Origin of the sequence: Bradyrhizobium arachidis (assembly GCF_015291705.1) — a bacterium.
Lineage (GTDB): Bacteria > Pseudomonadota > Alphaproteobacteria > Rhizobiales > Xanthobacteraceae > Bradyrhizobium > Bradyrhizobium arachidis.
Window position 1 is genome coordinate 2,272,838 of record NZ_CP030050.1, and the last position, 13,686, is coordinate 2,286,523.

At 57.5% G+C, this 13,686-nt stretch carries 8 protein-coding genes; all 8 read left to right on the forward strand.

Features of this window, described 5'->3' with window-relative positions; all coding sequences use genetic code 11:
• The first annotated feature begins 14 nt into the window (after positions 1–14).
• The gene (locus WN72_RS10505; RefSeq protein ID WP_143130801.1) at positions 15–287 is read left to right on the forward strand and encodes a hypothetical protein; all 273 of its coding nucleotides are present in this window, start codon (positions 15–17) and stop codon (positions 285–287) included.
• A gap of 1,047 nt (positions 288–1,334) precedes the next feature.
• Complete coding sequence (locus WN72_RS47610) at positions 1,335–3,812, forward strand: 2-aminoethylphosphonate--pyruvate transaminase (protein WP_167381112.1); 2,478 nt, start codon at positions 1,335–1,337, stop codon at positions 3,810–3,812.
• A gap of 31 nt (positions 3,813–3,843) precedes the next feature.
• Positions 3,844–4,902, forward strand: a complete 1,059-nt coding sequence (gene rtxC, locus WN72_RS10515) for a dhydrorhizobitoxine desaturase (protein WP_092219404.1) — start codon at positions 3,844–3,846, stop codon at positions 4,900–4,902.
• Positions 4,903–4,931: 29 nt separating this feature from the next.
• Positions 4,932–5,717, forward strand: coding sequence for a gamma-glutamyl-gamma-aminobutyrate hydrolase family protein (locus tag WN72_RS10520; protein ID WP_244553950.1), 786 nt, complete (start codon positions 4,932–4,934; stop codon positions 5,715–5,717).
• Between the two features lie 129 nt (positions 5,718–5,846).
• The gene (locus WN72_RS10525) at positions 5,847–6,749 is read left to right on the forward strand and encodes a DMT family transporter (protein WP_167381113.1); all 903 of its coding nucleotides are present in this window, start codon (positions 5,847–5,849) and stop codon (positions 6,747–6,749) included.
• Positions 6,746–8,032, forward strand: coding sequence for an ATP-grasp domain-containing protein (locus WN72_RS10530; protein ID WP_092219410.1), 1,287 nt, complete (start codon positions 6,746–6,748; stop codon positions 8,030–8,032). The genes WN72_RS10525 and WN72_RS10530 overlap by 4 nt, the downstream gene beginning before the upstream one ends.
• A 47-nt stretch (positions 8,033–8,079) precedes the next feature.
• Positions 8,080–9,369, forward strand: coding sequence for a glutamine synthetase (locus tag WN72_RS10535; protein WP_244553955.1), 1,290 nt, complete (start codon positions 8,080–8,082; stop codon positions 9,367–9,369).
• A 1,965-nt stretch (positions 9,370–11,334) separates the two neighbouring features.
• On the forward strand, positions 11,335–13,590 hold the full coding sequence (locus WN72_RS10545) for a hypothetical protein (protein ID WP_092219414.1): 2,256 nt from the start codon (positions 11,335–11,337) through the stop codon (positions 13,588–13,590).
• The last annotated feature ends 96 nt before the right edge of the window (positions 13,591–13,686 follow it).

Below are 13,686 nucleotides of genomic sequence, written 5' to 3' on the forward strand. Positions count from 1 at the left end.
CCATGAGGCCGGCGATGGGCGCGGCCGAAAAGGCAAGGAAGTTCATCCATGACAAGCGACAAGGACGATGTCTTGATGATCCGCTCTGGTCCACCGTCAACCTGTTCGACCGCGCGGTACACCGCGAACGCAAGCTCGCCATCAACGAGCAGGCGCTGCAGAGGAGCCAACGCGAGCAGGACGGCTCGGAGGTGCGATCCGTCCAACCAGATCGCCTCGATGCTGCCAGCCTAGCGACTGCCCGCAGAGAGGGACACGTGCCATCACCTGGAGTCGGCTCGACGTAGTCCTAAGCAGGACGACATGTTCTGCTTCACGGCGACTCGCCGAAAGGTTTCGAACTGATCTGCTAAACGGCCAGCGATCCAAGGCCCCAAATTGTCTTCAAGCCGGACTCGACGAAGGCCGCTCCATTGAAGCGCAACGACGTGATACCGGCAGTCATGTGCGAGGAGCGCGTACATTTTCCAGGCACCAGCATCCAGGAGGATCTCGCCTGCACGGGGAGAAGCTCGGTACCTCCATCTGGGGGTATGACAGGATCGTACCTGAACGGAAGATTGGGCCATCACTTACCTGCAGGTACCGCGCTTGCAGGCGGAATGCCGACGGTCCTGATGTCGAACTCTCACTGTAGCTCGCTGTGAATCCCCGCACTCTGCTGCCTACGTCGGCTTGTCGCCGCCAGATGGGAGTACGTCAGGAAAAATTCACGCGAGAAAATCCCGCGAGAGGGTTGAAACGCCCCTAACGTCAAGTTGTACGATCTCGAAATGGACGACGACGGCCACCGGCGTCACAAACCCTCCAACGAGCGACGGAGTGCGAATGCACCAAGTCTTGAGCCCATGCATCAGACTCCCGCTGCGAACGACGATGATCAAGTGTGCCATGCCTTGATCTTCATCCGGGCGCGATGATCCGACTGCATCGTTTTCTAACGTCAAGTTTGCCTGAATGGCGCAGGTTCACACGTAAGTCGGTCGGCCAACCTGCCGCTTCGTGACGCAAGAAGGCAGCCGCGCTCAAATCTGCGCATGCGTGACGGCTGGATAAGAGCGCGCGTCGGCGCCAATTGCGTTTCGAGGGCGTGGGCGCGGAGCCAAATTCTTGGAGGTTTGAATGGTTATCGGTGAGGAGAGCTTTGCAAAGATCGCCGTGCATCTGTGATGAGATATGGAGGTTTGTCATGCGGCAGGCTTTTCGGAGGCCGATCCGAAACGCGGCCGCGATCTATGGCGTTTGACCGAAGAAGTCGACGCTCGCCACAGGGTCTCCCTGGTGGGCGGGCATACTCCAGATCCATTGACCAATACAACTTGAGGAGGAATGGTTTGACAAGACAGCGCTCTTTGCTGACGCCTGGTCCATTGTCGTTATCGCTGGCAGTCAAAAGCCGGATGCTGCTTGATCTCGCGTCGCGCGATTGCGAGTTCAAGGAAGTGACCGCCTGCATGAGGCGGCTGATGCTCAGCTTGCTGGGAGACGCTGAAGACTATTCGGTGGTGCCTATTCAGGGAGGCGGCTCTTTTGCAATGGAAGCCGCTCTCTCTTCATTTGTGTCCCGAGCGGACAGGCCGCTCGTTTGCATAAACGGCATCTATGGCGAGCGCATTTTGCAGATTTTGCGGCTGTGGGGCGTCGAAGCACTGAGGCTTGTCAAGCGAGCGACCGATCCTTTGGATCCGCAAGAAATTGGCGAGCATCTGAGCCGAAATCCTGGCGTTACGCACCTGTGTTTCGTGCATTGTGAGACGACAACCGGAATCGTCAATCCGCTGGACGCGATCGTGGAGGAGGCGAGGCGACGTGGCGTAAAGACCATTATCGATGGGATGAGTTCTTTCGGCGCCCTTAATATTGATCTGCGCCAGAGTGGACCTGACGTCCTGGTCACCTCGAGCAACAAGTGCATAGAGGGGCCGCCGGGAGTAGCGTTTGTCATCGCGTCTCGCGAGCTGCTGGAGAATGCGGTTCAAGAACCGAGGTCGTTTGTGCTCGACGTGAGAGATCAATGGCTCTCGCTCGAGTGCACGGGTGAATGGCGATCGACCCCTCCCACACACATCGTTCAGGCAACGACCAGGGCCCTGGAGATTCTACACGAGGAGGGCATTGATGCCAGGCGCTGCAGGTATGAGAAGGTCAGGGGCGATCTCGTCAAAGAACTCGAAGGTGTGGTGTCTCCGCTGCTGTCCACGGAGTTGCAGTCGCCGGTCTGCGTCGCGTTCAGTGCGCCATCCGGAATCGTGGACCAAGCAGGATTCGATGGGCTGTATCGCCACTTGGCGGCCCACAACCTTTACATCTACTCGAAGCTGCATGTTGCGACGCGCAGCTTCCGCGTCGGTTGTATTGGGGAAATCCAATCCAGCTGGATCGAGCAGTTAGGCTGCGCTTTTCGTACATATTTCCGGTCCGGTCAGGCTCGGTCAGCGGCGCCGATGTCGGTCCAAGAGTCGTGCGGGGCTCGCGTAACGATGCCGGCGCGAGCGGCTGGGGACCGGCAACTGCCGTTTTCGGCCGAGACTGCTGTTCTGCATGCGGGCTATCGGCGGGACGTAGCAACGAAAGCCGTCGCAGTGCCGATTTACCAGAATACGGCTTATGAACTCGATGGCGATCTAAACCACATTGCCGACGTCTACAATGTCAAGGCCGATGGGTTCACCTACACAAGGATTATCAATCCAACGACGCGCGCGCTGGAAAGGCGCTACGCCGCCGTCGATATGGGAAAGGACGCGCTCGCCGTTGCGTCAGGTCAAGCAGCGACGTTCCTTGCTATCGTCAACCTGTCAAGTGGCGAAGTGGGAGACAATGTCGTCGCCTCTCCGTATCTATATGGCAATACCTGGAACCTGCTTCACAACACCTTAAAGCGTCTTGGGATCAGCGTGAGGACGGCCGATCCTCGAAGGCCAGAGACGTTTGAACGTGCCATTGATGATCGCACGATATGCCTGTTCGGAGAGGTGATTTCGAATCCTTGTCTGATTCCGCTCCCCGTCAAACAGCTGGCCGAGATCGGCCGAAAGTACGGCGTGCCTTTGGTCGTAGACAATACGACGACGCCACTGGTATGCCGGCCGTCGGATCTCGGCGCTGCCATTACGACGTACTCCGCAACGAAATATATATGCGGCCACGGCACGACGCTCGGTGGACTGATCGTTGACAACGGCGAGTTTAGCTACCGGGGAGCCTCTCGCTTTCCCTTGTTCAACCGTCCCGACGATGCGCATGGCGGAATTGTTTGGCATAACGCGGTGCGCGATGTCGACGATCTAGGAAAGAGCGAGTTTCTTCTCAAGGCTCGCATGACATGGTTGCGCGATACCGGCGCGGCCATCGCTCCGTTTGCGAGCTTTCAACTGATACAAGGGCTTGAAACGCTGCCACTTCGCATGAAGCAGCACTGCGCGAATGCCAGGATCGTGGCCGACCTTCTCAAGAAGCATCCAAAAGTACGCCGTGTCTTCTACCCGGGGCTCTTTGAAGGCGCCGATCGGGAAATCGTCGAACAGACACTGAGTGCTGCATACGGCCACGGGGCGATGGTCATGTTCGAAGTGGAGGACGAGCAAGCCGGGCGCAAGTTCATCCAGAACGTCGACTTGATGTATCACGTTTCGAATGTAGGCGATGCCCGCACGCTGGTGACCCATCCTGTCTCGACGACCCACACCACCGTCCCGCGGGAAAAGCGCGAAGCCGCCGGCATATTTGGCGGCTCGATCCGGCTTTGCGTCGGCATCGAAGATGTCAACGACATCCTGCGCGATCTGGACAAGGCGCTTTCCGCAATCTGACAACCTGCAAGGCGATCAGGAGGAGGTTCTCATGAATCAGGCAGACGCTTGGAAATTGAGGTCATCACGTTATGAGGCCGTTCAATTCAGCCGAGAGATCAATAGGCAGCTCTCTGAGCTGAGGCCCGACAACATAACGGGAGCCGCGTATATTGCCAAAGATTACGCTATCATCACTGCGTGCACGCTCGCGACTGTGTGGGTCTCATGGTGGCTCTACCCGCTGGCCGTCCTTCTAATTGGTGCCTATCAGCGCGGATTGACAACCATCGCTCATGATGCGGCTCACCGCACGCTCGCGAAGAACACGACCTGGAACTACGTCCTGGGCATTCTGTTCGCTTCCTATCCCTTGTTCCAGCGCCACTGGGCCTACCGGATTTCGCACGTCTATTTGCATCACCCCTATCTTGGAGACCCGGACAAGGACCCCGACCTGAAGTTCTTCCTGGCCAGCGGCGTTTACGAGGTGCAGCCTCCGGAGCGGTACGCTTTCAACATGATCTGGAAGCCGATCTTCGGCGGCGCGACAGTGGCATATCTGAAGTACCTTTGGACGAATCGATTTTCGGTCACAGATGTCGAGGATCAGAGCCGCTCAGCCATACTTGTCGACAAGTATGGCTTCTATCTCTTCTGGATCAGCATCCTGGCCGGGTCATATGCTGTTGGGCCGCTCCATATCGTCGTCCTGTTCTGGATCGTGCCCTATCTCACCACGTTTCAGGTCCTCGGATGGTTCATCGAGCTCGCTGAGCACTCACCTATGTGCGAAACCGAGACGCAGAACGTCTATCTCACCCGGAATCGGAAAGGAAATTTCCTCGAGCGGGCCATCCTCGGGCAGAATTTGGATGAGTACCACCTTGAGCATCACCTTTCGCCGGGTATCCCGTTTTGGTTGCTGCGCAAAGCTCAAAAAATCCGAATGCAGGATCCGAACTATGCGAAGGTTGCAGCGACCTGGGGCGGGCTCTTTGTCAAGGGGCCTCAGGGTCAACCTAGTGTCATAGCTCAGTTGAAGGAGCGAAATCGACGCTTGTATGAGCAGTCCGTTGCCGAGATTCGCGCGCGAGGGCAGGTTGCGTGACGTTGCTAGGGCCGGAGAGCACCCGAGCCGTGGTCGGCGTCACTTCGAACCGTCTTCTGGTCGATGGTGTGCATCGCGACTGGTTGCGGCGCAAGTACTTGCAGGCACTTCATCGTCATGCGGGAGTGGCTTGCGTCATATTGCCGACGGTGGACGCCGAAGATGCGAGGGAGGAGGTCGCCACGGCGATCATGCGCCGGCTCGACGGCTTGGTGTTGACAGGTGATGAATCGAACATCGACCCCGCCGTCCTGAGAGCGCCTGCGTCCTTGGCGGAGGACGACCGGCAAGACGTTGAGGTTGGGATCCTTGACCGTCCGCGGGACAGGCTCTCTGCCGTAACTATAGAGAGCGCCATCGCGCTCGGAATGCCAATTCTGGGCATCTGCCGTGGGCTTCAGGAACTCAACGTCTATTTCGGCGGCACGCTTCGCTCATCGCTTGCGGAGTGGAGGCCGGAAAGTGGCGCGATGCATGCCGAGAAGCCAGATCGTTCAAGAGACCGTCAGTACGACGCCGCGCACAGCGTCAGCATATGTTCCGATGGCGCGCTCTTTCCTATCGCGCGGGCGATCGAAGCGCAAGTCAACTCGCTGCACAATCAAGGCATCGAGGCGCTTGCGCCGGCGCTGAGGCGGGAGGCGTGGGCGGCTGACGGCTTAGTCGAGGCGGCTTCGGTGATTGGCGCCCCGACCCTGCAAATCGGTGTGCAATGGCACCCCGAATGGCACGTCTCAACCGATCTCCTCAGCAAGCAACTGTTCAAGGCATTTGGAGAGGCGTGTGTTGGATACTACCGAACGAAAAAGAACTAGAGGCGGATTGTGACATTTCGAACCAAACGTGGTCCGTGCACGTCGAAAGGACATTTCCTCGGAGCCAACGCACGCGTCGGGTCCTGCGAGGGCCGTGCGTCGCCTCGCGGGCACAGGAAGACTGGACGATTGGCGAATCGCTTCGCTCTGGGAGTTTTCTTTGTGGCGCTTTACGTCGTCCTGAGCGCGGCAGGCGAGGTTTATGCGGCGTCGTATTTTCAGCAAGCGGATGTGTTCGTCGCGCTCCTGCTGTCCTTCGCTGTGGTTTGTCTGATGTTCAATCTCCTGGCTCGCCACGGGGGAGGCGGGGCAACGGTGACGAAATGGTCGCTCCTAGTCTTTGTCGCGCTCAATGTCGTGACAGCAATCAGCTGGATCGGCTTATTTATCGGATTGAAATACGCAGAACCCGCGATCGTCGTCGCCTTCATGGTGGCGCTGGGGCCCACCGCAACAGCGTGGTTGAATGCACTGATCAGGCGCCAGGGTGCCCCTCCAGCAGCCGATATTGTCGTGAGCGTCACGATCGCAACGATCGGAACTTACATGATTTGGATCTCGGCCAGCGGCAACGCAGGCGTGGAGTGGGGGGCTCGATCGTCCTTTGGCATCGTCTTGGCCATCGTGGCCGGCCTATCGCTGGCCCTTACAAATATACTTGTCAAACTGCTCTTCGATCGTGGGTTTTCCGGCCGACAAGTCCTGGCGCATCGATTTTATGGAACGATTCTCTTGCTGCTGGGACTAGTCGATCATTCATCTATCTTGCCTGAGATCTCGCAGCATTGGTTTGCGATCGTCGCAATTGGGCTGTCGACGATCCTTATTCCTTTGCTCTTGATCCAGCAGGGCATTCGGCACGTAGAGCCCTTCACCGTCAACATGGTCCTGTCCACCGCCCCTATCATCACCTTCCTGTTCCAGTACTTCGATTCTCGCATCGTGCCTTCGTCACACACGTTCGTTGGAAATGTTCTCATTACGGCTGTTGCTGTCGGCAACATCTACTTGCAGTATCGGAGATCCGCATGAAAGAACGGAATTGTGTAATCGTAGACGCCTACTCTACCGGCCGATACCTACCGGAAGAGTTCAAGCGCTATGGAATTGGAACGGTGCATGTGATGTCGGCTGCACAGATTCCGCCCATATTCCAATCGCATTTCAATGCGGATCTGTATGGTGAAGTCATTCGCCCCAGGGAGCGCATGGGGTACGACGACATCGTTGAATATCATCTTCAGGCTCTCCATGGCCGGGAATTGGAGTTCGTTATCGCGGGCTGCGAGACCGGAGTTGAACTCGCCGATTCTTTGTCGGAGCGGCTGGGCTTACCATCAAATGGGACCGCGCTATCCGCTGCTCGGCGTGACAAAGCGCGATTGTCTTGCGCGCTCACCTCCGCAGGCGTGCGATCGATCAGACAAATCGTGTCCGACAGTCCTGTAGAGATCGCGAGCTGGAAGCGCGAAGCGAAGTTCGATCAGATCGTGATCAAGCCTCTGAACAGTACGGGTACCGAGGATGTATTCTTTTGCTCGACAGATGCTGATATTCAGCGGGCTCTTAGCGCAATTGTCGGGAAGACGAACCGTGTCGGAGCATTGAATCGTTTTGCCCTTGGGCAAGAAAAAATAAATGGCCAGCAATACACGGTCAATGCCGTATCGATGGACGGGGAAGCCTTCGTTACGGAGGCCTGGACATATGACACGGTTCCAATTGAGGGGGCATCATCGGTCTGCTCACTTGAGAGATTGTTGGAGGGCAGCGAACCAATCGTTCAGGAACTGTCAGACTACCTGGAGCGTGCGTTGCAGGCACTACAGATCGTCGACGGACCGGCTCATGCTGAGATCATCGTCGATCATCGGGGACCGGTCCTGGTGGACTTCGGAGCGAGGCTTCAAGGGACCATGTCGGCAAAAGCACGAACAATGGCGTTGGGGCACAACCATATGACCCTGACGGCCTGGCGCTACGCAGATCCCAACGGCTTTGGTGAATATATGAGGCTGCGCGGGCCCTACAAGCGGCAGGCTCACGCACTTTGCGTCTCGCTGATCTCAGATATGGGCGGTGTCGTTGCCGGTTACCCGGGACTCGAAGCAATCCGCAAGCTCCCAAGTTTCGCGGATGCCATTGCATTCGTTCCGATTGGTCAAGAGCTAGTTCCCACGATCGACTTGGCGTCAACACCAGGCATCGTTTATCTCGTGAATAGCGACTTGACTCAGCTTGAGAGTGACTATCGCAAGTTGCGAGCAATGCGGATGGACCAGGTGTTCGATTTAGTGATGCAGGACCGCGACTAATGCCAACTGATCCCAGGTTGACCGGAGGGAATCCATCCCGCGTGGCGATGGTCGGCGCAAGCGACTTCGATGGCGTTCTGCGAGGCAAACACGTCTTGGGTGAAGATCTCTCGGATGGAGATAAAGTTATCAAGTTCTCTGAAGCGGTGCTGGCGTGGGATTGTACGGACCGGGTCATTCCGGCCAGTTTCACGCAAAAGCCGCTATCAGCGTTCGGAGATGCTGACCTTCGTATTCTGTCAGGCACCGGCCGTTCGGTGTCTCATCTTGGCGATCAATATCTCTACCTCGCGGAGTTCACGGGCGCACATGAGGACATCTGCCCGCGCGGTATTCTGCGTAAGGTCCTGCGAAGGGCTGCTGAACACGGATACGACTGCACTGCCGGGTTCGAGTTTGAATTCATGCTGTTTAAGGAGAACGCAGACACGATTGAAGAAAAGCCGTTCGGCGAGTGGGCTCCTTTAACTCGCGGCCCGTTCGGCTACTCGATTGCGCGCTCTGTCGCGCAACATGAGCTGTTTGATGAGATCTTGGCGCTTTGTGAGAAGGCTAGAATACCTCTCAGCGGACTGCACTTTGAAACGGGACCCGGCGTGGTCGAAGCGTCACTTCGTCATTGTGATGCGCTGGAAGCTGCCGATCGAGCAACCATATTCAAGTCGATGATAAAGGCCTGGGCGCAAACGCGAGGCATGATGGCTACATTTATGGCCAAGGTTTCCGAGGAATGGCCCGGCCAGTCCGGGCATATTCACATCTCGATGTCCTCGGATGGTCAGAATGCGTTTTACGACAGTGATGCGTTCGGCAACGTCTCGAAGCTTATGAGGCAATTCATCGCCGGACAACTAGAATACATGAATGAGTTCTGTGTGCTCGCTGCGCCGAACTTCAACAGCTACAAGAGATTGGTACCTGGCTGCTGGGCACCAATCTGTCCAAGCTGGGGAGTTGACAACCGCTCCTGCGCAATTCGCGCCATTCCGGGAGAGCCATCTGCCCATCGCCTGGAGTATAGGCTGCCTGGCGCAGACCTGAACCCATATCTCGCGCTCGCAAGTGCGATTGGTTCGGGAATATTGGGTGTCGAGACAGGTCCGGCACTGCCGGATTCGATCATCGGTGATGCAAGCGCGGAAATGTGTCGGCCGTCCGCGAGACTGCCTCAAAGCCTATCAGAGGCAACTTCTCGGTTTGCAGAGTCTGCGGCGGCAAGTGATGTCTTCGGAGAAAGGTTCGTTGAAGCGTTTTCTTGCTCGCGCCGTTGGGAGTGGGAAGCCGTTCAACATCGGGTCACCGACTTTGAACGTCGGAGATACTTCGAGATCATTTAGCTTGAGCTCTTCGACAGTTCTGAACTTCATTCCTCTGGCTTGCCGGCCACACTATTGCGGCTGCCTGTTCCGCTGATGTTGGACTTCATACAGAGCAAATGTGCGTTACTCGTCAAGTGAGGACCTCGGGAACGTTGCGGAGGTCTGCTGTTATCTGCTCTGTGGCAGCAACCGCGATTGCTCCGTTGGGATGTTAGATTATATCTAACGTCCGGTCCTTCTCGTAAGCTTTACATCGGCAAGCAGATGGTGGAGCTCAAGCATGCGCCCGGTTGGCAGCTATCCCTCGCAAGCCGTCGAGCGTGCGCGCGCTTGCCCGGGTTGGTCCCAAAGCGGCAAGACAAACGTTGCGGTCCGTCAGCCAGAAACTCACTCCGGCTGAAGTGAACGAGCTGAAGTTCCTCGCCTCTACATTGCCGACTTGGCGCGCCAGACCGGTAATCGGACTGTAGGCGTAGCTCTGCGGCCCTTTTGATGATTGACGCTTGACATCTATTTGAGCCTCGTGCCGCGACGCCGCGGCTTCCAAATTTTTGACAATGCGCTGGCGCCGGCCTCGAGCATCCTCGGGGTGACGAGGTTGGGATCGAACTGTGCGGGCTCCAGAAGCGCATATTTTCATATTCCAGATGAGTAGGGTCGCCGCTGGCATCGAGGTATTCGGCATAGCCGGGCGCACCGCCGACGTCCTCGAGCAGGAGGGAAGTCCCTCTATCGTCGTGGTGTCGAACCATTTTTCGAGTTTGATCACTTGGTCTCAGCTGTCACCGAAATCATAGAGATAAATGGATCGTCTTCGCGCCGGTCTCCTGAACGATATTGAAGAGCCGCGTCTTGCGATGCATCGATGGGCTGAAGGCCAAAAATCTCCTCCGGGATCAGGGATACCCCGACGTCCTTCGCCGGCCAGGAACTCCAAGAGATGGCTGTTCGTCCGGCCAAACGCCGCCTGAAGCGTCAGATCGGCCGATCAAGGCGCAGCGCGAGCGGCACGACAAGGCATCGCATCACCTCCGGTTTCACATCCTTGAGAGGTCACCTTGATCCGGACCGAGGTCGTGTTCAGGCGCATGCCGCCAGCCTCGGATCATGTGCTCAGCATTGAAGATTGAGTGGTGGACGCCATTTCTTAGTAGCGCTTTCGATAATCGCAGGGTTGATTGCCTCAAAGCAGTTTGGAAAGGCCGGGGGGACCTAACAACGCTCTTGCCGATGTTTCTGCTAATACCCTTCGGCGGTATCCTTCTCGTCTTCGGACATGCACTGGGATACATGCATCTCGAAATATCTGCATAATCCTCGCGATATCGGTCGGAGCAATCTTGGTGGGGAAACCGATTCTCACGCTTTCTGCTGTTTCGAGACTGGCTAACGGTAGTTCGCCGATATCAGATTGGCGCTCGGTGTGCTTGGCACGCTCACTGCGCTATTTTATTTTAAGTGCGCGTAACTGGGCAGCATCCTCGGCGAGGCCCTATTCTGAAAAGGACTCGCGCAGCGTAGGTTCTGCTCACTCGAACGCGAGAAGAAGAGGTCGAGTTGACGGAACTTCCACATCGAGCCAGATCTACGCATAGTTGGATCCGAAACTCTTTGGTCGACCAATAGCATCTCCTCCCGGTTAATAAGAGCTTTGCTGCTGCCGAAAGCCTGACAATCGACCCTGCGGTTCGCCATGCTCGACGGCTTTCGGTATTCGGGAAGGACTTTGGCAGGGCTATTTCTGGCAGCGCACATTTCCATACTGGTCACGGCGAGGCGGCGGAATGCGGACCGGCGCTACAATCGACTCTCCCGCACCTTATGGGCATGCCCTATTGCTGTCTCAGCACCACAACAGCTTCCATGAAATTGGAACTCGGACGGCGGGGTTGTGCATTCGGAGAGCATCCTTCGTCAGCCAGCCGTCAGCCAGGCGGCCTATCCAGGGACGCTGCGCATTGTTGACCGTATTGGAGATGGAACATGACGGGCATTGGCCGACCTGGCGAACCGCACGTTGGGGCTGCGGGAGCCGACACCACGTCGGTATCGAGCAGTGCGCATTTGGAGCCAAATTTTGTCCCTGCGGAAGGCCACCGAGTTTTCAACTCCGTCGTGGAACGGATGCGCTTAGCGTCTGAAGATAGAATGGCGACGCTCACGAGCCTGCCCTCAGCTTCGGGTGTGGCAGTCCCCATTTCCTCAAGCGAGGAGGGGATCAACGCAGCGAAACAAAATATGGACGGCCTGCTTGAGGAACTTGATGCTTGCCACAGTGCTGCCATGGGCGCTCAGAGCTCGTCTGAGGCGCAAGAGCTGATCGATCAAGTTGTCAAAGCAGGCGCAGCAGTTCTGGACTACTACGCGAGCCTGTCTCCAGATGTGGCGCGCAGCATTCTGTCCGAAGAGCAGGCTTGCCGAATTCGTGACCGGACTCTGGATGCGGGGAACGAATGCAACGCGCTGGCCGAACCGACTATCTACGCCTTGGAGAAGAGTAGGGAGAATGCGGGAAAGATACTCGAGCGGATGCGCCAATCCAATGCTCCGCCCGACCAGCTGATCCGAGCGGCTTCCGGTGTGGCGAAACACTATTTGGCCTGCACGGAGTGGTGGGAAAAGAAGGCATTGCGCTCTGAGCGGATGCAGTCCGTCTGCGCAGCCACTGCCAGCTTGCCAAGTGCAACGGCCGAAAGGCGACAGGCCGAACAGGCGACACTACGGCTGCATACCGGCTGGGCACTGAATACGAGGTGCGTGCATCTGCAATCGCAAGTCCTTCTCGCGCGGGTCATGATTGAGTCGCACGCGAACACGCTCGACCCGGCCGTCAGGCAAATCCTCTTGGGTGAGAACGGTCGGGCGCGTCTACTCGGAACCTTCATGGGCGATGTTGTTCCGGCATTCCTCTCAACGGGCGACGCTGTTCTGAACAGCAAAGGACAAGCCCTGGACGCAGAGCACTGCGCCGTTCTGGAAGGGGTCATGGAGCGGCTATCGGAATTTGCGTCGGCGTTGCCCAACATGGTTGCCGAGCTAAGGAATAAGGGAGCAAGTCCCGAGCTTCCGTTGGATCTGTTGGATCAGATCGTGGAAGGATCGTGGGTCACGGCCCATGAGGTCATGCGCCTGCTAGCAGTGCAGCCGAAGACAGCAGCCATCATTGCACCGCCAACGGAGGCTGGCCTTGCGTTACCGGCCGACCCTGCCGGCAACGACCCGGCGGCCGAAGGCAGTCCAGCGCGAAGGAAAGGGAAGGGCAAGCGGAGGCAGGCCGGAGGTGCGGGGAGCTCGGCAGCCGGGCAGCCCGAGCCGCAGCTCGCTAGGCCCGAAGCCGACGCGGCGCGAACCACCAAGGTTATTGTGCTCTCGGATCTGGGCACGAAGAAACTCGCGAGCGCGGAAGAGGCGCATACGAGGATGTCATCGTCCGCGAGGGAACACTTGGCAATATGGCAGGCCCCGCCATCGAAGGAGACACTGACGCGCCTGCTCGCGCGATTGGACGAACTCTTGCAATTCGATCTGCCCAGTGAGCAAAGAGCCGTTTCGCAAGCGCGCCACATGAAGCCCGAAGATGCCGAGCACGTCGTGGACACCGTGGTTGAGCGGCTGCAGAGCCAATCCGCGGAGATTGAGGCCTGTGTAAAGGCGCTGGACGAACCTCGCCGACGCGGCCTGCTCACGCCTATCCAAGTGCCCGAAGTGCAAAAAAAAATAGTCCGCCTCAAGGCCATGTTGTCGGAGGTTAAGGGGCAGGCACGTACTGCGAAGGCGCAAAAGGCTTCGATCGAGATCGATTGCATGAAGACCTATGCGTTTCCCTCGCAGAAGTACCTCGAACGGTTGCAGGCGGCCGAGGAGTTGGCTCCCTTGGAGTCACCGCGCGCGCTGAAGGGTGAGCCGGGAACGCTGTTCGAGCTCAAGCTGCAGCCTACGCCACTGCGCAATGGTACGGTGAATCCGATGTGGGTGCACATCCATACGAAGCGGCCGGTCTATGCGTGGCAGTTAACGACATTGGATGACGCCGAATTCGCCGCTTGCCACGTGAAATCCAACGAACAGCGCGGCTACAATCGCCTCTGGCAGAACGCTCGAGCTGCAACGGGTCACGAAGACGTCGTGATCCACCGCGGCAAGCTCACGCCTGCGTTCTGCAAGTCCTTGTTAGGTTCCGCTTTTAGCGGCTATCCAGGGTATCCTTTTGCCGGAACGGAGCGCGGGGCACGCAGGTGACTCGATACGAGACTAGTCAAGCGACTCGATAGAGCGCCGCTTGTGGTACGGTATCGGTCTTCTTCGCATCCGGATCCAGTGGCCGAATGAACCGCA

Coding starts and splice junctions, on each gene's coding strand:
- WN72_RS10545 (WP_092219414.1), top strand. CDS start 11,335: ATGACGGGCATTGGCCGACCTGGCGAACCGCACGTTGGGGCTGCGGGA.
- WN72_RS10530 (WP_092219410.1), top strand. CDS start 6,746: ATGAAAGAACGGAATTGTGTAATCGTAGACGCCTACTCTACCGGCCGA.
- WN72_RS10535 (WP_244553955.1), top strand. CDS start 8,080: ATGGTCGGCGCAAGCGACTTCGATGGCGTTCTGCGAGGCAAACACGTC.
- WN72_RS10505 (WP_143130801.1), top strand. CDS start 15: ATGGGCGCGGCCGAAAAGGCAAGGAAGTTCATCCATGACAAGCGACAA.
- rtxC (WP_092219404.1), top strand. CDS start 3,844: ATGAATCAGGCAGACGCTTGGAAATTGAGGTCATCACGTTATGAGGCC.